The organism is Marivirga tractuosa (assembly GCF_042140215.1).
GTDB lineage: Bacteria > Bacteroidota > Bacteroidia > Cytophagales > Cyclobacteriaceae > Marivirga > Marivirga tractuosa_A.
Genome location: NZ_CP159478.1, coordinates 4,590,906 through 4,613,052, shown reverse-complemented (window position 1 = coordinate 4,613,052; position 22,147 = coordinate 4,590,906). Strand labels below are relative to the sequence as shown.

Annotated in this window: 20 protein-coding genes; 17 read left to right on the top strand and 3 right to left on the bottom strand. The window is 33.3% G+C overall.

Going from position 1 to position 22,147, the window contains the following annotated elements:
- Window positions 1–54 precede the first annotated feature (54 nt).
- From rpmB to ftsY, 4 genes are all read left to right on the top strand, one after another.
- The gene (gene rpmB, locus ABWH96_RS20460; RefSeq protein ID WP_375579346.1) at window positions 55–294 is read left to right on the top strand and encodes a 50S ribosomal protein L28; all 240 of its coding nucleotides are present in this window, start codon (window positions 55–57) and stop codon (window positions 292–294) included.
- 29 nt (window positions 295–323) lie between these two features.
- Entirely contained in the window at window positions 324–506 is a 183-nt protein-coding gene (gene rpmG, locus ABWH96_RS20455; protein ID WP_085518014.1) for a 50S ribosomal protein L33, read from the top strand.
- 2 nt (window positions 507–508) lie between these two features.
- Complete coding sequence (locus tag ABWH96_RS20450) at window positions 509–658, top strand: DUF4295 domain-containing protein (protein ID WP_013454144.1); 150 nt, start codon at window positions 509–511, stop codon at window positions 656–658.
- A gap of 156 nt (window positions 659–814) precedes the next feature.
- Window positions 815–1,774, top strand: coding sequence for a signal recognition particle-docking protein FtsY (gene ftsY, locus ABWH96_RS20445; protein ID WP_375579345.1), 960 nt, complete (start codon window positions 815–817; stop codon window positions 1,772–1,774).
- Here the strand turns inward: ftsY and ABWH96_RS20440 are convergent.
- Both ABWH96_RS20440 and ABWH96_RS20435 read right to left on the bottom strand, forming a co-directional pair.
- Complete coding sequence (locus tag ABWH96_RS20440) at window positions 1,771–2,505, bottom strand: DUF6048 family protein (protein WP_375579344.1); 735 nt, start codon at window positions 2,503–2,505, stop codon at window positions 1,771–1,773. The two genes, ftsY and ABWH96_RS20440, sit on opposite strands and share 4 nt — an antisense overlap.
- Window positions 2,474–2,938: a DUF6452 family protein gene (locus ABWH96_RS20435; RefSeq protein ID WP_375579343.1), complete on the bottom strand. Its 465-nt coding sequence runs from the start codon at window positions 2,936–2,938 to the stop codon at window positions 2,474–2,476. The genes ABWH96_RS20440 and ABWH96_RS20435 overlap by 32 nt, the downstream gene beginning before the upstream one ends.
- 227 nt (window positions 2,939–3,165) lie before the next feature.
- On the opposite strand from ABWH96_RS20435, the gene rimO reads away from it, so the two are divergent.
- Genes rimO through ABWH96_RS20420 form a run of 3 tightly spaced genes read left to right on the top strand, consistent with a single transcriptional unit; the run spans window position 3,166 to window position 6,619 of the window.
- The gene (rimO, locus tag ABWH96_RS20430) at window positions 3,166–4,476 is read left to right on the top strand and encodes a 30S ribosomal protein S12 methylthiotransferase RimO (RefSeq protein ID WP_375579342.1); all 1,311 of its coding nucleotides are present in this window, start codon (window positions 3,166–3,168) and stop codon (window positions 4,474–4,476) included.
- Window positions 4,477–4,485: 9 nt separating this feature from the next.
- Complete coding sequence (gene bshC, locus ABWH96_RS20425; RefSeq protein ID WP_375579341.1) at window positions 4,486–6,051, top strand: bacillithiol biosynthesis cysteine-adding enzyme BshC; 1,566 nt, start codon at window positions 4,486–4,488, stop codon at window positions 6,049–6,051.
- Entirely contained in the window at window positions 6,044–6,619 is a 576-nt protein-coding gene (locus ABWH96_RS20420; protein ID WP_375579340.1) for a 5-formyltetrahydrofolate cyclo-ligase, read from the top strand. The genes bshC and ABWH96_RS20420 overlap by 8 nt, the downstream gene beginning before the upstream one ends.
- A gap of 1 nt (window position 6,620) precedes the next feature.
- Here the strand turns inward: ABWH96_RS20420 and ABWH96_RS20415 are convergent, their stop codons facing one another.
- The gene (locus tag ABWH96_RS20415; RefSeq protein WP_375579339.1) at window positions 6,621–7,175 is read right to left on the bottom strand and encodes a hypothetical protein; all 555 of its coding nucleotides are present in this window, start codon (window positions 7,173–7,175) and stop codon (window positions 6,621–6,623) included.
- Window positions 7,176–7,604: 429 nt separating this feature from the next.
- On the opposite strand from ABWH96_RS20415, the gene ABWH96_RS20410 reads away from it, so the two are divergent.
- The 10 genes from ABWH96_RS20410 (at window position 7,605) to ABWH96_RS20365 (ending at window position 22,130) form a co-directional block, all read left to right on the top strand.
- On the top strand, window positions 7,605–7,985 hold the full coding sequence (locus tag ABWH96_RS20410; RefSeq protein WP_375579338.1) for a response regulator: 381 nt from the start codon (window positions 7,605–7,607) through the stop codon (window positions 7,983–7,985).
- A 4-nt stretch (window positions 7,986–7,989) separates the two neighbouring features.
- Window positions 7,990–9,114 carry a sugar transferase gene (locus ABWH96_RS20405; RefSeq protein ID WP_375579337.1) on the top strand — a complete coding sequence of 375 codons (1,125 nt, stop codon included), beginning with the start codon at window positions 7,990–7,992 and terminating at the stop codon, window positions 9,112–9,114.
- On the top strand, window positions 9,072–10,295 hold the full coding sequence (locus tag ABWH96_RS20400; protein ID WP_375579336.1) for a glycosyltransferase: 1,224 nt from the start codon (window positions 9,072–9,074) through the stop codon (window positions 10,293–10,295). The genes ABWH96_RS20405 and ABWH96_RS20400 overlap by 43 nt, the downstream gene beginning before the upstream one ends.
- Window positions 10,296–10,302: 7 nt before the next feature.
- Window positions 10,303–11,079 (top strand): methyltransferase domain-containing protein, encoded by a 777-nt coding sequence (locus ABWH96_RS20395; RefSeq protein WP_375579335.1) that lies wholly within the window; start codon window positions 10,303–10,305, stop codon window positions 11,077–11,079.
- Between the two features lie 18 nt (window positions 11,080–11,097).
- Window positions 11,098–11,988, top strand: a complete 891-nt coding sequence (locus ABWH96_RS20390) for a glycosyltransferase family 2 protein (RefSeq protein WP_375579334.1) — start codon at window positions 11,098–11,100, stop codon at window positions 11,986–11,988.
- Window positions 11,981–13,105: a glycosyltransferase gene (locus ABWH96_RS20385; RefSeq protein ID WP_375579333.1), complete on the top strand. Its 1,125-nt coding sequence runs from the start codon at window positions 11,981–11,983 to the stop codon at window positions 13,103–13,105. Before ABWH96_RS20390 ends, ABWH96_RS20385 begins: the two co-directional genes overlap by 8 nt.
- 78 nt (window positions 13,106–13,183) lie before the next feature.
- Window positions 13,184–14,350 (top strand): glycosyltransferase family 4 protein, encoded by a 1,167-nt coding sequence (locus tag ABWH96_RS20380; RefSeq protein WP_375579332.1) that lies wholly within the window; start codon window positions 13,184–13,186, stop codon window positions 14,348–14,350.
- Complete coding sequence (locus tag ABWH96_RS20375; protein WP_375579331.1) at window positions 14,347–15,240, top strand: hypothetical protein; 894 nt, start codon at window positions 14,347–14,349, stop codon at window positions 15,238–15,240. Before ABWH96_RS20380 ends, ABWH96_RS20375 begins: the two co-directional genes overlap by 4 nt.
- Window positions 15,241–15,368: 128 nt before the next feature.
- Window positions 15,369–20,639, top strand: a complete 5,271-nt coding sequence (locus ABWH96_RS20370) for a tandem-95 repeat protein (protein ID WP_375579330.1) — start codon at window positions 15,369–15,371, stop codon at window positions 20,637–20,639.
- Window positions 20,640–20,663: 24 nt separating this feature from the next.
- Complete coding sequence (locus ABWH96_RS20365) at window positions 20,664–22,130, top strand: PorP/SprF family type IX secretion system membrane protein (protein WP_375579329.1); 1,467 nt, start codon at window positions 20,664–20,666, stop codon at window positions 22,128–22,130.
- The last annotated feature ends 17 nt before the right edge of the window (window positions 22,131–22,147 follow it).

Sequence of the window (22,147 nt, the reverse complement as noted above, 5' to 3'; positions counted from 1 at the left end):
TGCCGATATTTGCAGACCAATTTGAAATCGACAACAAAAATAATTTAAATAGATATGGCACGAGTTTGTCAAATTACCGGAAAAAGACCTCAGGTGGGAAATAATGTTTCTCACTCTAATAATAAAACCAGAAGAAGGTTTTTACCAAATTTGCAAAAGAAAAGGTTTTACCTTCCTGAGGAGGATAAGTGGATTACTTTAAAGGTGTCTGCCAGCGCAATCAGAACCATTAATAAAAATGGGATCACTTCCGTATTGAAGAAGGCACGTGAAAACGGTAATGTATTAGTATAATTTTCTATTGCTCAAAAATATAAAGCACAATGGCTAAGAAAGGAAATAGAGTTCAGGTAATTTTAGAATGTACTGAACATAAAGAAAGTGGTGCTCCGGGTACATCTCGTTACATCACAACAAAAAACAGAAAAAACACTACAGAAAGATTGGAGTTGAAAAAGTATAACCCAATTTTGAAGAAAAATACTGTTCACAAAGAAATTAAGTAATCATGGCTAAGAAAGTAGTAGCAAGTTTAAAAGATAAAGATGCTAAAGGTTACGCTAAAGTAATCAAAGCGGTGAAGTCAAAAAACGGAGGTTATACTTTCCGTGAAGAGATGGTACCTTTGGATATGGCCAAAGAGGCACTTAAAAAATAATTGTAGTTTTTAAGGTTTAAATTGATTTAGGTCCCTCTTTAGGGACTTTTTTTGTTTATACACTTCTGCTTCTTTCATTTTCTTAATTACTTTAGTGCGTTATTTCCGTAGTAATACTATTGGCCTATAATTACCACTACCCTAAACCATAACAGAATGAGTATTTTTAAAATTTTCTCCAAAGAAAAAAAAGAGTCGTTAGATAAAGGCTTAGAAAAAACCAAAGAAAGTTTCTTTTCTAAATTAGGGAGAACTGTAGTCGGTAAATCCCAAGTTGATGAGGATGTGTTGGATGAATTGGAGGAAATTTTAATCAGTTCTGATTTAGGGGTAAATACTACTGTTAAAATCATTGATAGAATTGAGGAAAGAGTAGCCCGTGATAAGTATTTGGGCACAAGCGAATTAGATAAAATACTTAGGGAAGAAATTGCAGGACTTTTATCTGAGAATAATACTGAAGATTTAAAAGACTTTTCCTTACCTGAAGATATCAAAAAGCCTTATGTTTTATTGGTAGTGGGTGTGAATGGAGTAGGAAAAACGACTACCATTGGTAAATTAGCAGCTCAATATAAAAAGCAAGGTATGAAAGTGATCCTTGGTGCTGCAGATACTTTCCGTGCCGCAGCTGTTGACCAGTTGAAAATGTGGGGTGAGAGAGTGGATGTTCCTGTGGTTTCTCATGGTATGAATACAGACCCTGCCTCTGTAGCTTTTGATGCAGTGAAACAAGGTGTTGAAGAAGAGGCGGATATAGTCATCATCGATACGGCTGGAAGATTACACACCAAAGTGAATTTGATGAATGAGTTATCTAAAATCAAAAGAGTAATTCAAAAGTTTGTGAACGAAGCCCCACATGAAGTCTTATTAGTGTTAGATGGCTCAACAGGGCAGAATGCCATGATTCAAGCCAGAGAATTTACTAAAGCTACTGAAGTAACGGCCTTAGCCATCACAAAATTAGATGGAACTGCTAAAGGTGGAGTAGTAATCGGTATTTCCGAAGAATTTAAAATTCCTGTTAAATATATTGGGGTAGGTGAAAAAGTAGAAGATTTGCAAGTTTTCAACAAAATGGAATTTGTAGACTCTTTCTTTAAGCGCGTTTAGCGACTTCTTTCCATTACTTGTTTTTCTCTCCAGGCAATTCTGTAAGTTAAATAGTAATTGAAAGTCCATCTATTTTTAAATTCTCCTCTTCCAAATCCAGGAATATCATAGGTTCTGAAATTAGTTGCATCAAAAACCCTTCTATTCAATTGAATCCTGAAATTATAGCCCATATATAGGTTTTTCATTATCATAACCCTTAGACCAGTAGTCATTTCAAACCATCTTGCACTTACTGCATCATTACTCAAGCTTTCTTCATAGGGGCCGTAAACTGGGCTAATTATGTTAGTGGTCAAATTTTCAGAATAGCTAGCTCTTGCATATCGAAGTCCGAATGTCAAGGTATTATGATCGGGATCAAATTTTAGAAAGTCTGCTTCTAATCCAACTCTGAAATAATTTCCATTATTGTTATATTCAAATCCTTCCCCACTAGTTTGGTACTTATTGATTCCGTAAGACCCTACTAAATAAATTCTGTGGAAATCAATGTCAGCCTGTAGTTCATATCGTTGTCTGGCATTACCAAATACATTCACACCTAAAGCAACTAAATCAGTACCTATCCTAACTCCTGTTGGAATAAAGAAAGATTTTGGGACTTTTGGCTTTTCTGGTTCTACAATTCTTTGCTCGGTTGAGTCAGTATCAACACTACTATTGGGTACTTGTCCCAATAAAGAAAAACTGAAAAAGCTAAAAAATAAACAACTTAATATTAGGCGCATTTATATTGCTTTTTAATGTATCATTGACAATTATAAGAGAATCGAAAGTTTGAAAAACAGTATCCATACCAATAAATTGCATATCGATTCCGCACTCAGGTGAATCTACCCAGTTTCTTTTCTCATAACTAAGTCGGATCGTATCAACAAACGGGCCATAATAGAAATAGAAATCAGTCTGGTTCTCTACGGGGCTTAAGGGAAGTTCAAAATTAAATAAGGTGTCTTGAAAAAAGAATACACTATCTGTTTGAGGGCTAACTATACTGTCAAACACCACATCGACATTAACTTCCTCCAAATTGGCATCGAGAGAAACAGTTCTGAAAGTCACATAATCTACATTTTGACTTCCGCAAACGCTATCTACCTCGCAAGCAAAAAGACTGATTATGAATATTGAAACTAAGCTTTTTTTGATAATTGATTCCATTGGGATGCAAAGATATTATATATTCTGACAAGCTAAACGAGATAAGAAGGAATTGATTGTAATTCATCACATTTGAAACAATTCCTATAATATTTGATTAACTTTGCGTCTTGAAACAGTGCCTATAGTGCAATTGCTTAAAAAAGTAATATATCTATTCAAATCTGAATTAAAGCACAAAATTTTATGTAATCTGTTACAAAGATATTTTTAAAGAGGAGAAAATTTTGAAGACGAAAGGATTAAAGAAAGACAAAGTAAATGTGGTTACGCTTGGATGTTCCAAAAATTTGGTGGATTCGGAAGTGATGATCACACAGTTGAGAGGAAACGACATTGATGTTTCGCATGAATCAGAAAAGGATGATTCCAATATCATCGTGGTAAATACTTGTGGATTTATAGATAATGCCAAGCAGGAATCTATTGATACTATTTTGCGCTATGCGGATGCAAAAGAAGAAGGGATAATTGAGAAACTTTATGTGACAGGATGTCTTTCTCAGCGATATAAAGATGATTTAGAAAAAGAAATTCCGCAGGTAGATGCTTTTTTCGGTACTATGGAATTGCCCATGTTGCTAAAAAAATTCAATGCCGATTATAAGCATGAATTAGTGGGCGAAAGAATTACTACCACTGCTAATCATTTTGCTTACATGAAAATAGCTGAAGGATGTGATCGTCCGTGTTCATTTTGTGCGATTCCGATTATGCGTGGTAAACACGTTTCTCGTCCGATTGAAGAATTGGTGAAGGAAGCTAAAAATATGGCCAGAAATGGTACTAAAGAAATTTTACTTATTGCACAAGACTCTACTTACTACGGATTAGATATTTATAAGAAGAGAAATTTGGCTGAATTATTAAAACAGCTTTCTGATGTGGAAGGAATAGAATGGATTAGATTGCATTATGCCTTCCCAACTGGTTTCCCAGAGGATATTTTGGATGTGATGGCGGAACGTGATAATATCTGTAATTATTTAGATATGCCACTTCAGCACGGATCTACTAAAATGTTGAAAATGATGCGCAGAGGTACTACTCGTGAAAAGCAAGAAGCTTTAATTGAGCGTATTCGTGAGAAAGTCCCTGGAATAGCCTTGAGAACTACTTTGATTGCTGGACATCCTGGAGAAACAGAAGAAGATTTTCAAGAAATGATGGATTTTGTTAGAAACACCAGATTCGATCGACTAGGTATTTTCCCGTATTCCCATGAAGAAAATACTCATGCCTTCAGTTTTGAGGATGATGTTCCCGATGAAACCAAACAAGAAAGAGCAGATGCCGTAATGGAATTACAAACTCAGATTTCTCAAGAATTGAATCAAGAGAAAATCGGTAAGACATTTAAAGTTTTGGTAGATAGAAAAGAAGGTGGATTTTTCATTGGTAGAACAGAACATGACTCTCCTGAAGTAGATAATGAAGTATTGATAGATGCTACTGAAAGCTATGCCAGAATAGGGGATTTCGTAGAAGTAGAAATCACAGATGCCACAGAGTTTGACTTATATGGTAATTTGAAATAACATTAAAATATGAAGGTAGGGTGTATTGATTTTTCTGAAACAGGGCTTTTTGCGCCTATATTTAATGATTTTATACAACAAAAAGAAGAACTAAAGCCATTCTACCATCGCTACCCAAATCTAGAGGCTTTTCAAGACCAAATTCAGGAGAAATCACAACATAAGATCAATCGGGATGTCCTTGTTCAGGTTTTAGAAAATCAATATACTCAGGTTTCCAAAGTTGAGGAGGCGGTTAAAAAGAATATTGAAAACCTGGGGGATGCTAAAACATTTACACTTACCACTGGGCATCAGCTTAATATTTTTACGGGGCCACTTTATTTTCATTTTAAGATCATCACGGTTATAAATGCCTGTCAACAATTAAAGGCTAAGTATCCAGAATATAGTTTTGTGCCTGTTTACTGGATGGCTTCAGAAGACCATGATCTGGATGAAATTAAAAGCATGCAGGCTGATGGTAAAAAATATAAATGGAATACTGAGCAAAGTGGAGCTGTAGGCAGGATGAATACAGAAGGCTTGGCTGAGCTGGCTGCCAATATTGCTGGACAAGACAGTATCTTTTATAAAGCATATGCAGAAGCTGAAAACCTGGCTGATGCGGTTCGGGAATATGTGAATGCATTTTACGGACAATATGGATTATTGGTATTAGATGCAGATAATGTACAATTGAAAGCAGAATTTAAAACTATTATCCATGATGATATTTTAAAGAATACGGCTAATCAATTGGTGGAAAAATGCTCTACATCTTTAGATGATATGGGGTATAAAACTCAGACCTACCCAAGAGAGATTAACTTCTTTTATTTGAAGGATGGATTAAGAGAAAGGATAGTAAAGGAAGAAGGAAAGTTTAATGTTTTAAATACTGACATTAGCTTTTCTGAAGAGGAAATCGAAAAGGAGATTGATGAACATCCTGAAAATTTCAGTCCTAATGTAATATTAAGACCAGTTTATCAGGAGGTGATTCTACCAAACTTAGCCTACACAGGAGGCCCAGCTGAGGTAGCTTACTGGATGCAGTTGAAGCCTGTCTTTGATTCTCAGCATATTCCTTTTCCAATTCTTTTACCTCGTAATTTTGGAATGATAATTCCGAACAGAATACGGCACAAAATTAAAAAACTTAAGCTAAAGGATTTGGATCTCTTTGTAGAAAGAGAAGTGCTTAAAAAAGAAATCACAAAAAAGATTAGTGCTCAAAAATTGAACTTAAATGATGAGCGCCAGCAATTGAATACATTGCTCACCGCAATAAGAGGATATGCTGGAGATGTTGATCCAAGCCTTGCTCAAATGACTGAGGCGGAGACTGAGAAAATCAGTAATGCTATTGATAAAATAGAGAAGAAGATGATGGCTGCAGAGAAAAGAAAGCATTCGGATAAAATGCGGCAAATTGATGAGGTTAAAGATTTCCTTTTCCCTGCAAATGGATTGCAAGAGCGTAAAGAAAATTTTATCCCGTATTATAAAGCAGATGATAAATTCATTAAAAAGTTGATAAAGGCTTTTGATCCATTTAATTTGCAATTCCACATAATGCGATGGGATGGATAAAAATACTTTGAGGAAAGTTTATTTAGAAAAAAGGAGGTTTTTAAGTCAAACTGAATATGAAAGAAGGAATCAGTTGCTTTGCAATCGTTTAATAGACTTCTTTGGAGTTAATCAATTTAAAAGTATCCATACTTTCATCCCTATAAAAAATAACAAAGAGCCAGATACTTTTCCTTTTATACAATACTTATGGAGCGAAAAACCAGAAATTGATGTGATTACGGCAATTTCTGATTTATATAGCCCTATTATGAGCCATGTTGAAATCAAAGAAAATACAACTTTCTTAGAAAATAAATGGGGTATACCAGAGCCTCAAGATGGAAAAGCCTACTCAATCGATGAAATTGAATGTGTGTTAGTCCCTATGGTTATAGGAAGCAAGAACGGTCATAGAATAGGTTATGGAAAGGGGTATTATGATCGTTTTCTGGAGAATTGTAATAGTAGAACTCTATTTGTGGGAGTTACTTTAGGTCCATTAATAGAGGGGGATTTATTTATTGATCAATTTGACATTCCGATGCATTGGATGGTTACTCCTTTTGAGGAAATTAAAATCAATTAGGTTAATTGGTTTCTTCTAGCTTCTTTTTAATTTTCGATTCTTTTTGCTTTAATATTTGAAGGGCAATTTGCCGTGCGCTTTCTTCGTCTATTGTATTGAACAAATCATGCATTTCAATATATTTCATGCCCTTTTTGATATGTTTTTTTTCTACGTGATGTAGAAAGGGCTCTCTTAAACTTTCAAGGTTAAAGCTTTTTATTTTTATATTATTGGTGATAGTGTCAAAAACTTGTTCAACAGATTTAATATTGGTTTTCCTTAATTTTTGATAGATTAATTCAACGTCCTCTTTTTTTATTTCTAAAACAGCATTCTCTAACTGCTTTAATTCAATTCCTTCCGTAGCAGTGCTGGTAATTACTTTATCAAGTTTGCTATTCACTGTATCGCTAATTGTAGTTAGTTTTTCACTGTATTTTTTTGGAAGAAGATTAAGGTATTTTTTATCTACCACAGCTTGAGCCACTATTTTAGGGTAGAATTTTTTATAGGCAACATAAGCACTAATTCCTATCAATAATGTCAGTGTAAATATTAAGAGTGTTTTTTTCATAATAAATAGTAATTGATGAAATCTAGGATTTTCGATTATTACTTATTGAACAATAAATATTCCTAGACGTAATAATACATATAAATTATCTTAAATATCTTACATGATAATAGTTAATTTTTATTCCCATTCACATTGATTTTGTAGAAATTAAATGGAAGGAATTTATAGATGTAATAAATAGTAAAAACCTTAGTCTAAATATATCTGTGTTTGTCTGTAAAAACCTGCTATTTAACAAGATAATTAGCTTAGTCAACGATTTATCCATGAAAAGACAAAAAAAATACATCTAATTTTTGTGATAGATAGTTAATAATAACTAATTTTAGGTATTGAAATAAATCAATTTAATATAAATATATTGATAATAAGTTAAAATAGCATCATAAATTATTAATCTAATAGTTGTAGAAAAGATACATGTTAATGAAACATACAATTTTAATAATTGAGGATGATGAACCAATGAGATATTTATTGGATGTTTTATTGAAAAAGTACTATAAATTAATATTTAAAAATGATGGTTTGGCAGGGATGAAATGGCTTTCAGAAGGCAATATTCCTTCAATGATTATTTCAGATTTTAATACACCTAAAATGAATGGATACGATTTTTTTAAAAGTATTTCACAAAGCGGAATGTTTTCTGAAATACCTTTCGTGTTTGTCAGTTGCAGAACTGATGAAGCTTTCAAAAACCGATGTATGAAGTTGGGAGCTAAAGGTTATTTGGAGAAACCATTTGACCCTGAGCAATTATATGAATTGTTAGATGGAGTTTTTAAAGGAAAAATTGAGCAATAATTATATGGATACTAACAATAAACTTTTTAATAATAAAATTGACAACGATTCTTTAATAAAGGATAAGGCCTTTAATAAGAAAATATTTTATGTAAGTAATGAAGCCTTTAATGAGCCTAACTTAAATATGTTTGCTCAAATAAAGAAATATAGTATTCACAACTTAATAAAGTCTATTGAACAAATTTCATCAAGTGATGCACCTGATGCAATTATTTTTCATACAAATTATTTAGATCACATATTTTTCAAAAATCTAAGTGAGCTTGGTCATAATGTTCGAGCTACAAATAATATTATTCCGATAATAATTGTATCTGATGAAGTTGAAACAGAAACGAAGAAAAAAATACTTAGAGTGGGGGCAGATGATTGTTTCCCAGTTGGTTTTGACCCAGAGAAATTAAATTATTGGATAGATTTTCTTAAGCTTTTCAAAAAGCTGACCAGGGAGGAAAACGACACAAAAGATAAAATTGCAAATTATAAAATCGGAACTACTAAAAGGTTGTTTGATATTATAGTTTCTGGAAGTTTACTAGTATTGATCAGTCCGATAATGTTCCTAATTGCATTGATCATAAAATTGGAGTCCAGAGGACCTGTGTTTTATGTGTCTAAGAGAGCAGGCGTAGGGTACAAAATCTTTAATTTTTTAAAATTCAGATCCATGGCAGATGGTGCGGATAAGGAGCTTAGTAAGCTTTCCCACTTAAATCAATATGGAGGTAATTCTGATGTAGATAACGCTTCTAGCGTAAACTCTGTTTTTTTCAAAATTAAAGATGATCCAAGAATCACCAGATTCGGCAAGTTTTTAAGAGATACCAGTTTAGATGAACTTCCTCAATTAATCAATGTACTGAAAGGAGATATGTCTATTGTTGGCAATAGGCCATTGCCACTTTATGAAGCTCAACAATTAACTAAAGATCATTGTGCCCTAAGGTTTATGGCTGCGGCAGGAATAACTGGTTTATGGCAAGTTACTAAAAGAGGGAAAGCTGAAATGTCTGAAGAAGAAAGAATTTCTTTGGATATTGAATACGCAAAGAACAGTTCCTTTAAAAAGGATTTAATGCTGTTGTGGAAAACCGTACCTGCCTTGTTGCAAGAAGAAAGGGTTTGATCATGATTGTTGTAATAAACACAATAGAGATAGTTGTACAGCTGTACATCGTATTTATAGTTATATATAATTTGATTTTTCTTGTCGCTTCTCGTAATTACAAAAAGAAACTAAAGATAAATAATAATCCTCCAGAAGGTATTAAATTTGCTGTTTTAATTCCTGCTTATAAGGAGGATGTTGTTATTTTAAATACTGTTAAGAAAAATTTATTAGTTGATTTCCCTAAAGATTCATTTGATTTAATCGTTATAGCAGACCAATTAAAATCTTCAACTTTAAAAGAACTTGAGAAAACAGATGTTATTACTCATGTAGTTTCTTTTGAAAAAAGTACAAAGGCAAAGGCTATTTCTAGTGCACTGAATAATTACCCTAATTATAGTCATGTTGTAATATTGGATGCTGATAATGTAATGAGTAAAGATTTTCTCAGATATCTTGCCCTTTCATTTAAAAATGGTTCAGTTGCTATTCAAGGAAGAAGAAAGGCTAAGAATGTCAATACCTCTTATTCTGTTTTAGATGGAATTAGTGAAGAAATTAGCAATACGATTTTTAGGCAAGGAGCAGAAGGCTTAGGAGTTTCTAGTCCTGTAGCTGGATCTGGAATGGCTTTTTCTTATGATTTGATATATCAAAAATTAAAATGTTCAGACGCCATTGGTGGTTTTGATAAAGAATTTCAAATAGAGATATTAAAAGATTCTCTTCATATTAATTACTTGAAAGAGGCTTATGTATATGATGAAAAGACAGAAGATATAAAAGTGTTTGAGAAACAACGAACAAGATGGATTTCAAGCCATTTTATGTTCTTGAAACGATATTTTTCAATAGGAATTAAATCTTTATTCAAAGGTAATTTTGATCTGTTTCATATGGCAGTGCTGATTCAAGCACAACTCCCTAGAATGTTTAATTTGGGTCTGTTTGTTCTTTTAATAGTCATGTCTACTTTTTTATCTGATTTATTTTTGATCCCATCAATTTTTTGGATAACAACTTTATTAATTTATTTAGCGACTTTGTTTTTGGCTGTTCCAAAAGTGTATTTCAACAAGAATTTGATTTATGCAGTAATAAGAATCCCTAGATTACTCTTCACAATGTTGGGAATACTGTTCAAATTGAAAGAGTCTAAAAAAACATTTATTCACACTCCTCATAAAAATTTATAACATTGTAATGGAATCGAAAATAACACCGAAATATACAAGGTATGCTGACATTAAAAGATTGGCTTTTATTGTATCAACTTTAAAGGATGGATACAAATCTCCTGAAGATGTTAATGTACTTGATGTAGGCTGTGGTAATGGTATAATCAGTCTAAACCTTGGCGAACTAGGTTACAATGTTCATGGGATAGAATTAAGCGAAGATGCATTGGATATTGCCAAAAGTCAAAATAAATTTTCAAACGTGATATTTGAAAAGGCAAATGCTGAGACTTTAAAATTAAAAGGCAAGAAGTACGATGTTGTGATTTGTTCAGAGGTATTGGAGCATTTGCATCATCCTGAAAACCTTCTTCAAGAGTTAAGTCATTTAATTAAAAATGATGGAGTGTTAATCGTTACTGTCCCTAATGGAATAGGACCTCGAGAGATGTTTGTTACTCGACCATTCATTAAGATCAGAAATAACAATGGTTTAAGTTGGAAATTGTTGAGCACAGTGAAGAGTAAGTTAGGTTATTCTGGAACAACTATTCAATCTGCAGCATCTGATTTAGACCATATTCAATTTTTCACAAAAAAACAATTGAAAAAGTTAGCAGAAAATTCAGGCTTTGAAATTATTAAGCTTAGTGCGGCTAACTTTATAGATGATGTTTTTCCATTTTCAATTGTCGCTAGGAATTCTATGAGTATTCAGAAATTTGATTCTAAAATTGCAGATTACTTACCAACAGGGATGTCAGGAGGATATCATATGGTTTGGAAGCAGATAGAAAGCTGATTTTGAAATGATATATATATGAAATTTGTAGATGTTAGTTTCATTACTGTCAATTTTAATGGTTTAGAAGATACTATAGAATTGCTTTCCTCTATCTTTAAGTTGGAGAATAAAGACTATTTATATGAAGTGATTGTTGTTGACAATGGGTCAAATGAAGATCCAAATCCCTTAATCCATTCCAAATTTCCAGACGCTAAAGTTATTAAGTCCGATACTAATCTTGGATTTGCAGGAGGAAATAATTTAGGGATTAAACATGCCAAAGGGAAATATCTATTTTTTATAAATAATGATACTATAATTTCTGATAATTTAGTAGATATTCTTCTTCAAAGATTTGAGGAAAATGATAAAATTGGCATGTTATCCCCCAAAATTAAATTTTATGAAACCAATATTATTCAGTATGCAGGCTTTTCCCCGCTTAATATTTTGTCTCGCAATTTTGCCTATGGAAATAAGAAAGAAGACGGGCATGAATATGAAAATTATTTGAGTACATACGCTGGTCATGGGGCGGCTATGATGGTGCCAAGGGAAGTAATAGAGAAAGTGGGCGGAATGCCAGAACTCTATTTTTTATATTATGAAGAGTTGGATTGGGCTCAGCAGATAATAAGAGCAGGTTTTGAAGTGAAAGTGGAACAAAAAGCAATTATTTACCATAAAGAATCCATGTCTGTAGGCAAGAATAGCCCGTTTAAAACATATTATATGCATAGAAATCGAATATTGTTTGTAAAAAGAAATTTCCAAGGGATAAAGAGAGTGGTAGGGCTTTTCTATTTGTTTTTTATAGTGTCGACTTCCAAATTAATGAAATCTTCTTTTGATAGGAAAAATGGCCATTTTAGGGCTTACATTAATGCTATAAAATGGCATTTTACGAAACCCAAATATGAGTAAAGAAAAATCAAAAATTAATGTCTTGCTTGGTATAAGGCAAGGTAAAATCGGTGGTGGTGAAACACACGTTTTTGATCTGGCTAAAAATTTAGATAAAGATAGATTTAAGCCAGTCGTCTTATCGTTCACTGAAGGGCCAATGGTGACTAACCTTAGAAATATTGGTATAGAAGTACAGGTAATTAAAACTAATAAGTCTTTTGATCTTTTTGTAATTATCAAAGTCATTAAATTGATTAAGAAGTATGAAATTGATATTATTCATGCTCACGGGACTCGAGCAGCGTCTAACCTATTATTTGCATCAAAGATTTTACAAAAGCCAATTCTTTATACTGTTCATGGGTGGTCTTTCAATGATGCGCAAAGCCGATTAGTTAGAATTATTCGGGAATTGGGTGAAGCCTTTATTTCTAAAAAAGTTAATTTGGTAATTAATGTTTCTCAGTCAAATCAGAAAACTGGCAAACGACTTTATAAAAATTATAAATCCGTTTTAATAAAATGCGGAATTAATCGTGATAAATTTAATTACTTAACTGATGATAATGAGTTTAGGAAAAAGAATGGATTGTTAAAGGAATTCATTTGGTATGGCTTAATAGCTAGAATGACTTTTCAAAAAGATCCTTTGAATTTGATTAGAGGGTTTAATCTTGCTCAAAAAGAGAATCCAAAAATAAGATTAGTTTTGATTGGAGAAGGAGAGCTTGATAAAGAAAAAAAAGAATTGATTTCCTATTATCATTTGCATGACAAAGTAATAATTCTTCCTTTTCATCAAAATATGCCAGAAGTATTGGCAGCTATTGATGTATATTGCCTAGTTTCTTTATGGGAAGGCTTACCAATTGGCTTACTAGAGGCTATGTCTATGAAAAAGGCGTGTATTGTAAGTCCAGCTGATGGGATATTAGAAGTCATACAGAACCGAGAAAATGGATTGATTGTTGATAAATCTAATCCAGAACAATTAAAAAATGCAATTCTAGAACTGGCAAATAATCCAGAGTTAATTACAAGTTTTGGAGAAAAAGCATATCAAAAAATTAATGAAGAGTTTTCTATTAAATTGATGGTAAATAAAATTGAAAATGAATATGATAAATTAATTTAATTAAAGTTACAGTTAATCAGAAAAGTATTCAAGTTTTTTTATTTAACTTGATTATTAGAACCTTAGAACCATTTGAAAATGAAGATCGGCATAGAAGCTCAACGGATATTCCGTGATAAAAAGCACGGGATGGATATTGTGACTATTGAACTTATTAGAGCATTGCAATTATTAGATACTGAAAATGAGTATTTTGTGTTTAGTAATTCAAAAAATGAAGATATTTCTAGTATATTTTTAAACGCTCCTTCCAATTTTCATTTAGTTCAAAAATATTCCTCAAATTATGCGATCTGGGAGCAGTTATACCTCCCAATGCTAGCAAAAAATAATGAGATAGACTTATTGCATTGCACCTCGAATACTGCTCCGCTATTTTTAAATATTCCTTTGATACTTACTCTTCACGATATAATTTATCTTGAGAAATTACAAATTATTCAAGGTAGTCTTTATCAAAGAATTGGAAATTTATATAGACGACTAATCGTTCCAAGAATTGTCCATAAGTGCGCTAAAATTGGGACGGTTTCAAATTATGAAAAGAAAAAAATATCGAAGTATTTCAATATATCCGAAAAGAAATTGAAAACTTATTATAATGCTTGTTCCGAATATTTTAAGGTAGAAGAAGACAAGGAAAAAGTTATTAAGTTTCTCAAAAAAAATGATTTTCCAGAGCAGTATATATTACTTTTTGGTAGTAGAGATCCAAGAAAGAATACGGAGAATTCTATCATAGCATATGCTAACTATGTCCGAAATACACCATCTAAAGAAGTAGTTCCTCTTGTAGTTTTAGATGTTGAATTAAAATATTTCCAAAATATTTTAAATAGGAATCATTTGCAGGAGGTGAAAAATTATATCACCACTAAAAGATATGTTTCCAATCATGATTTGGTAAATATTTATAATGGCGCAGTTTTATTTTTATTTCTTTCAACTCGTGAAAGTTTCGGAATCCCTGTGTTGGAAGCTATGGCTTGCGGAACACCAGTAATCACTTCAAATTTGTCTTCTTTACCAGAAGTAGGAGGAGATGCTGCAATTTATGTGAATCCACTAAAAACGATGGAGATAGCGGAAAAAATAAAATTGACCTTGTCAGATGAAGCAAAACAAGTTTCAATGACTGAAAAGGGCCTTAAAAGAAGCAATGATTTTAGCTGGAAATTATCAGCCGAGAAGTGGCTAGAAACTTATAAGTCATTTTCACCCAGAAAAGCACTGACAGAATTATGAAATATTTTTTTTTATGTTTTTCATTAGTAATTTATTCATTCACTAATTCGGCACAGGAAATTAGCCAACCTATACTGGAGCAAATTTCAACCCGACAGTTTAGTTTCCGCCAGATAGGCACCTTGCCTGAAACCATCAATGAAGGATCGGGGCTTGAAACATTTAATAATGAAGTATTCTGGACTCATAATGATGGAGGGATACCAGTGCTTTTTGGAATTGATTCTTCTGGTAATCTAGTAAAAACTGTTCACTTGGCCAATAAAAATAGGGGCTGGGAAGATTTAACAAAGGATAATAATGGTAATTTATATATTGGGGCTTTTGGCAATAATAAGTCTGACAAAAGGGAATTGAAAATATATATCATTCCTAATCCTGACAGTATTACAAAGGAAATAACATTAGCAAAAGTCATAAAGTTTAGTTTTGAAGACCAGAAAAATTTCCCTCCCCTTCCCAATAGAAATAATTTTGACGTTGATGCATTTTTTTGCCTTAATGATTCTTTGTACCTATTCACAAAAAACAGGACTAAACCTTATAATCAAATTATAAATGTTTATGCCTTACCTATAAAAAGTGGTAAATATATGGCAAAAAAGGTTGATGCATTTAAACTTGATGGGGTTATGGTAAATAATTGGATTACTGGTGCTGATATATCAAATAATAATAAAACCATTGCATTATTATTCCATAACAGAATCATCACAATAGAAGACTTCAAGTATCCCGAATTTTCAAAAGGTAAATTTAAGGAGTATAAATTAAATCATTATTCGCATAAAGCAGGTATTGTTTTCAAAAACGAAAATGAACTAATTGTGGTAGATGAAAAAGAGATGAATCTTATTGGAGGAAATATTTATCAATTTAATTTACAGTAACTTAGATTATTTAGCATTTTTTTTATACCTTAACATACGGTTGTAATTATACTCCGTGTAATAGCTTAAAATCCCTATAAACACACTGATAATTTCTATCAACTAAAGGTATGGAAAATTCAAGTATAATGAGGAGACTTTCCTGCGATTTTGAAGTATTATCAATAAGCAGAACTATATCATTACTGATAATCGGTTTTATTTTGAGTTCAAGCCTAGTTTTTTCTCAAAATCAAGCAGTTAAAGAGAGCCCATCTGGAACCTGGTATTATGAGTATCTTCCTGCCGACTACGATGAAAATACAGATGATTACCCTATCATGTTTTTCTTTCACGGATTGGGTGAAAGAGGTGATAATGAAGGGGATTTAACGAAAGTTGCCAGAAACGGGCCTCCCATGCATGTGAAAAACGGGCACGACTTTCCTTTTATTCTAATATCCCCACAGCTGAAAACCAATTTAGGCAATTGGCCACCAAATTACATGGATGAGGTGGTTGAGCATGTGCTGAATGATGGCCTCCGGATTGATTTAAATAGAATTTATGTTACAGGTTTAAGCCTTGGGGGTGGAGGTGCATGGTTTTATGCCCATAGCTTCCCTGAAAAAATCGCTGCAGTTGCCCCAGTTTGTGGAAGCAGAAATAATTTAAGTAAGGCTTGTGATATAGCCGCTGAAAATGTCCCCATATGGGCCTTTCACGGAGATTCAGATGGTGTGGTATCTGTGAACAGGACTATTAACATGATAGATGCCATAAATAATTGTACCCCAGCTATCAATCCTGAACCCATAATGACAATTTATGAAGGAGTAGGGCATAATGCATGGTCTAGGGCTTACAGAACCGATAATTCATTGCATACGCCCAATATTTATGAATGGTTTATGGCACAAAGTAAGGCTTCTCTAGCTGTTGATGCTGGAGAAAATATCACATTAAATTTACCTACGAATAGTACAAGTATATCTGGAACTGCCAATTCTTCTGTCTCCATTAATAGTTATTTATGGGAAAAAGTATCTGGCCCATCAGTTACCTTAAGCAATGCTTCTACCGCTACTCTTTCAGTGAGTGATTTAGTTGAGGGGCTGTACCAATTTAGATTAACTGCAACTGACGATGATGGTAATTCTGGTTCTGATCAAATGCAGCTTACTGTTGTCGATTCTAATTCACCACCAACTGCAAATGCAGGTGAAGATACACAAATTCAATTGCCCACGAATTCCATAACAATTTCAGGTACTGCTTCTGATAGTGATGGGGATATTATAAGTTACTTGTGGACAAAATCTTCTGGCGGAAGCGCTACTTTATCAAATACTGATGAAGCAAATCTTGGAGTTACAGATCTAGAAGCGGGTATCTACGTATTTGAGCTTACTGTTGAGGATGATGATAATGCAACAGATAGTGACGAGGTACAATTAGAGGTTTTGGATGAAGAAAATTTAAGCCCAATTGCTAATGCTGGTAGTGATGTTTCAATTCAATTGCCTACGAATTCAGTTAATTTAATTGGAACTGGAAGCGATGAGGACGGAACAATTTCATCATACTTATGGCAAAAAACTTCTGGTTCATCTGTATCAATAGTTAATCCCAATAATTCTACGGCCACTGCTAATGAGTTAGTAACAGGAACATATACTTTTCGGTTAACAGTTACAGATAATGATGGAGCTACCGATTCTGACCTTATGCAAGTTACTGTACTAGAGACGAATCAGGTACCCTTGGTTTCAATTGTGGAGGAAGAACAAACTATTACCTTACCTACGAATTCCGCAAATATCAAAGCGGTGGCTTCAGATCCAGATGGAAGTATTAATTCTTATTTATGGGAGGTTGTAAGTGAACCGAGTTCTTCTACTCTGCAAAATAGTACTACTTCAACACTAACCGCTAGTGATTTGAACAGTCCTGGGGAATATATTTTTTCTATTATAGTGACAGATAATGATGGTGCAACAAATTCGGCTGAAGCAATAGTGAATGTAAATGATGAAGTAGTAAATCAACTCCCGAATGTTGATGCAGGTCCAGATAAATTTATTGTTTTACCCATTAATCAGGTGGTTTTAAGTGGAACAGCTTCGGATCCTGATGGTGAAATTGTGAATTATGAATGGACTAAGGCATCTGGTGGTTTTGCCACTTTATCAGGTGAAAATACTTCAACCCTAACGGCATCTGACTTAGTAGAAGGGAATTATAGATTTAGACTTAGTGTAACTGATAATGATGGTGGAAAAAAAACTAATGCTGTTGATGTTAATGTTGCTCCAGAAGAAGTTAATATAGCGCCAGTTGTTAATGCAGGAAACAATAAGTCAATCACCTTACCTACAAATTCTGTGACATTAAACGCGAGTGCATCAGATGAAGATGGAGAGGTAATTTCTTATTTGTGGGAACAAGTAAGCGGAGAAACGGATATTACAATATCAGGTGAAAATAGCTCGTCTTTGGTTATTGATGAGCTCAAAGAAGGTATTTATGATTTCCAGATTACTGTAGAAGACAATGATGGTAGTTTGGCTTCAGATGAGGTAAGGGTAACAGTAACTGCTTTAAACACTCCTCCAATTGCTAATGCTGGCCCTAATAAAACTATTACTTTACCTCAAGATAGTGTTGAGATTAATGGTTCAGGTGTGGATGAAGATGGTACAGTTGAAGGTTATCAATGGGCTCAAATTAATGGGCCTTCTACAGCTGACTTAATAAATGATGACCAGGCTTCAATGGAGGCCAAGAATTTAGTAGCTGGTCAATATCGATTTGAAATCACTGTTACAGATAATGATGGGGAGACAGGGACTGATATTATGGTAGTCAATGTAAATGAGGAAAATAATAATAGTCCAACTGTAAATGCTGGAAGTAATAGAAACATTGATTTGCCAACCAATTCTATTACAATCAACGGAACTGCATCTGACTCGGACGGAACATTAGCTACTATAGAATGGACTCAAATAAGTGGGCCGTCAAGTGCGGCACTTTTAAATACAAATACATTAAATTTGACGGCTACTGAATTAATTGAAGGGGAATATATTTTTCAATTATCCGTAGTTGATGATGATGGTGCTCAAGCATCTGATCAAATGAAATTAACAGTCTTTGGAGAATCCGTAAACTCTTTTCCTATTGTTGAAGCGGGAGAAAATAAAACTATTAAATTACCTACGAATTCAACTACTTTAAATGGAAGTGCATCAGATGTTGATGGAGAAATCTCCTTGTATAGTTGGGCTAAAATAAGTGGAGCTTCAGCGACTTTGAATAATCAGAATACACCAAATTTATCAATTTCAGGACTCACTGCAGGTTCTTACACATTTAGGTTGTCAGCTACAGATAATGATGGAGCAGTTGCTTCTGATGAAGTTTTTGTGTTTGTATTATCTGAATCCACTAATGAATCTCCTGTAGCGAATGCAGGAAATGACCGATTAGCAGTTTTACCACTAAATTCTATAACTATAAATGGTTCTGCAACCGATAATGATGGAGAAATAATAAGCTATGAATGGTCTCAATTATCTGGGGATCCTCTTACCTTAACCAATTCTGATCTTCCAAACCTTACTATTTCAGATTTAAGTATAGGCCAATATGTTTTTAAATTAACAGTATTAGATGATGGGGATGCTGAAGATAGTGATGAAATGATTTTAACTGTTTCTGATGAAGATGTGAACCAGCCTCCAATAGCAAACGCAGGCCCTGACAAATCTTTAGTTTTACCAACTAACTCAGTTGTGATAAATGGAAGTGCTTTTGATCCTGAAGGCAATGTGGCAAGTTATTTATGGTCTAAAGTGTCAGGTGGAAGTGCTGTACTAACTAATTCTACAAATGCTAATTTAATATTAAGCAGCTTGGAACTAGGCGTTTATAATTTTAGATTAAAAATCACAGATGACGAGGGGCTTTCATCAACTGATAATATGCTTTTAACAGTTTTTCCAGAAAACACAAATAAAATTCCTGTTGTTAATGCCGGGCCAGATAAAAATATAAAATTCCCTCAAAACCAATCTACCATAAATGCTACCGTTTCTGACTCTGATGGTGAAATTTCTAGTATTTCTTGGTCTAAGTTATCTGGAGGCGAAGTGGTTTTAAGTAATGAGACTACTCCTGACCTTGAGTTGAGTGAATTAGAAATTGATCAATATGTTTTTGAAATTACAGCCTCAGATGATGATGGTGCTACAGCATCTGATGCAATGACACTGTCGGTATTACCAGAAAATGCCAATAGCCCTCCAACAGTAAATGCGGGTAATGATATACAAATAAATCTTCCAGAAAATTCTGTAAATATTACGGCTACTGCAAACGATCCTGATGGTGATGAATTAACCTATGTATGGTCAAAAGTAAGCGGTCCACAGCTGACCATAACCAATAGTGGACAAGCAACAGTTAGTGTCAGTGATTTATTAGAAGGAACTTACAGATTTAGAATTAGGGTATTCGATACTGAAGGGGCAACTGCTGAGGACTTTGTAAATGTTCAAGTGCTTTCTGAAGAATTTTTAGAGCCACCTATTGTCAATGCAGGATCTAATTTGTCAATCCAGTTGCCACAGGCAGAGGTACTAATTACTGGGGAAGCAGAGTCTGCAGGGGGAACAATTTCCAGTTTATTATGGGAACAAATATCAGGTGAAAACCTTGATTTATCAGGAGAGGATACGAATCAATTATTAATTACTAATTTAAGTGAGGGTATTTTCAAATTTAGATTTACAGCGATTGATAATGCTGGTCAAAGCAGTTTTGATGAAGTTCAACTTAATGTTTTATCAGAAGAGGAAGAGTTTGAGCCAAGCCCGCCTACTCTAAATGCAGGTGGAGATGTTGTAGTACAGCTTCCTGATTCATCTATTACTATAGAAGTTTTTGCTGAATCTGAAAATAGCCTTATTTCAGCTTACAATTGGGAGCAGCTTTATGGCCCAACGGATTTAAAAATTGAGCCTGATACTTCTAATATTGTGCAAGTAAGTAATTTCGAAGAAGGAGCTTATTATGTAAGGGTAAATGTTTCGAATATAGATAGTTTAGAGAATTCAGCAACAAAAAGAATTACTGTTTTAGCAGAAGCTGAATTAGCAAGGCCAAGAAAAATATTTTCACCTAATGGTGATGGTATAGATGATACTTGGAACATTGAAGGGGTAGAAAATATAAGTAATTGTGTCATCAAAGTATTTGATAGAATTGGTAAAAAAGTATATGAATCAATTGGCTATGCAAATGAATGGGATGGAAATCTTAACGGTAGGCCATTGCCAGAAACAGCATACTATTATGTGATAAGCTGTAGCGATACTTCTCAAAAATTAACGGGGTCAGTAGTTATAATTAGATAATTGCGGAGTTAAAAAAATAATAAAATGAAGGTTTCTAATCTTGATAAATGTATATTGTTTTTAATTGTGTTGTTTAGCTTTCAGGCTAAAGGACAAGAAAATATCCCTTTCAACCATTATTATTTATCTCCAGTCTTTATTAATTCTGCATATACGGGACATACTGGCTTTTTTGAATTGGAAACTAATTTTCGTCAGCAATGGACTGCAATTGAAGGAGCTCCACAAACCATCCGATTATCAACTCAGTTACCATTTGGAAAACATTTTGCATTAGGTTTAATAGCAATTAATGATCAAAGGGCTTTGTTTAATACCAATCAAGCAAATTTGAATCTTGCTTACAGTATCTTTCCAGGGAAGGAGAAAAGCACTTTACACAGGCTAAGTTTTGGAGTGGGTTTGGGAGCAGATGTAACTTATATTAACAATGATTTTATTGACAATCCATTGGATCCTGCAGTTAGTGGATTATCCAATCAAAGTTTTAACCCACTGGCACAAGCAGGAGTTTATTATAAGCTCAATAATCTAAATGTGGGTTTTTCACTTCCATTTATGATAGAACCTAATCTTAAAAATACTAATGAATTTTTAAATCCAAAATTTGTCCCTTTTCAATCTACTACTACTTCTGTTAATTACATTATAAATATTAACCATGAAATAAGTTTTACTCCATGGCTTATATATCAAAGCTATAATAATGAATTTAAAGATGGTTATTATCAAGCGAGTGGGTTTTTTAGTTATAAAAATAATATCTGGTTGGGAGCAGGTTACCATTCTTTTAATGGCTTTACCTTTAATATAGGCTTTAAATTTATGAATAAAATACGTGCAGGATATGCATATGAAATGTCTAATGATCAATCGAGTCAGTTTGGGCAAGGTTCTCAGGAGTTTTATTTGAATTTTATGTCAGGCAAAAGAGATTATTTAGAAGAGCTTAGACCTCAAAATCAAGCGTTAATTACAGAAGCTAAGACAGAGGAAAAGATTGAGGAACCAATAGAAGTAGAGAAGGATAGTGTTAAAGTTGAATCTACTGAACTGACTGAACGTGATAAGAGGAGTGAACCAGTTGAGGATAAAGTTGTTGAGCTAGAATCAAAAGCAGAAGTAGAATCTGAAAATTTAGTTCAAAATGATACAACTCAATTAAATCAAAATGAAGACATTCCTTTCACCTCTGAAACAAAGAATCCAGAAGAAGAATTTAATGAGAAAGTTAGTAAGGTTTTAGATAATATGAAAGGGATTTATATTGTAGTAGGTGCATTTTCTTCTAAAGCTAATGCTGAAAAATATATGAAAATGGCTGAAGAATTCGGTTATCAATTAAACATAGCTTATTATAATAAAACTTCATATTACTATACTATAGCACAAAAGACTAATAATAAGGAGACTGCTTTACAAAAGCTGAGGTCAATTAAAAATGCCAATATTTTGGATTTCAATGAAAGCTGGATTTTAGAGATAAAATAATCTTTGTCTTGGATGTA

Coding starts and splice junctions, on each gene's coding strand:
- ABWH96_RS20375 (WP_375579331.1), top strand. CDS start 14,347: ATGAAATATTTTTTTTTATGTTTTTCATTAGTAATTTATTCATTCACT.
- bshC (WP_375579341.1), top strand. CDS start 4,486: ATGAAGGTAGGGTGTATTGATTTTTCTGAAACAGGGCTTTTTGCGCCT.
- ABWH96_RS20390 (WP_375579334.1), top strand. CDS start 11,098: ATGAAATTTGTAGATGTTAGTTTCATTACTGTCAATTTTAATGGTTTA.
- ABWH96_RS20450 (WP_013454144.1), top strand. CDS start 509: ATGGCTAAGAAAGTAGTAGCAAGTTTAAAAGATAAAGATGCTAAAGGT.
- ABWH96_RS20380 (WP_375579332.1), top strand. CDS start 13,184: ATGAAGATCGGCATAGAAGCTCAACGGATATTCCGTGATAAAAAGCAC.
- rpmB (WP_375579346.1), top strand. CDS start 55: ATGGCACGAGTTTGTCAAATTACCGGAAAAAGACCTCAGGTGGGAAAT.
- ABWH96_RS20415 (WP_375579339.1), bottom strand. CDS start 7,175: ATGAAAAAAACACTCTTAATATTTACACTGACATTATTGATAGGAATT.
- ABWH96_RS20405 (WP_375579337.1), top strand. CDS start 7,990: ATGGATACTAACAATAAACTTTTTAATAATAAAATTGACAACGATTCT.
- ABWH96_RS20435 (WP_375579343.1), bottom strand. CDS start 2,938: ATGGAATCAATTATCAAAAAAAGCTTAGTTTCAATATTCATAATCAGT.
- ABWH96_RS20365 (WP_375579329.1), top strand. CDS start 20,664: ATGAAGGTTTCTAATCTTGATAAATGTATATTGTTTTTAATTGTGTTG.
- ABWH96_RS20395 (WP_375579335.1), top strand. CDS start 10,303: ATGGAATCGAAAATAACACCGAAATATACAAGGTATGCTGACATTAAA.
- rpmG (WP_085518014.1), top strand. CDS start 324: ATGGCTAAGAAAGGAAATAGAGTTCAGGTAATTTTAGAATGTACTGAA.
- ABWH96_RS20385 (WP_375579333.1), top strand. CDS start 11,981: ATGAGTAAAGAAAAATCAAAAATTAATGTCTTGCTTGGTATAAGGCAA.
- ABWH96_RS20410 (WP_375579338.1), top strand. CDS start 7,605: ATGAAACATACAATTTTAATAATTGAGGATGATGAACCAATGAGATAT.
- ABWH96_RS20440 (WP_375579344.1), bottom strand. CDS start 2,505: ATGCGCCTAATATTAAGTTGTTTATTTTTTAGCTTTTTCAGTTTTTCT.
- ftsY (WP_375579345.1), top strand. CDS start 815: ATGAGTATTTTTAAAATTTTCTCCAAAGAAAAAAAAGAGTCGTTAGAT.
- ABWH96_RS20420 (WP_375579340.1), top strand. CDS start 6,044: ATGGATAAAAATACTTTGAGGAAAGTTTATTTAGAAAAAAGGAGGTTT.
- ABWH96_RS20370 (WP_375579330.1), top strand. CDS start 15,369: ATGAGGAGACTTTCCTGCGATTTTGAAGTATTATCAATAAGCAGAACT.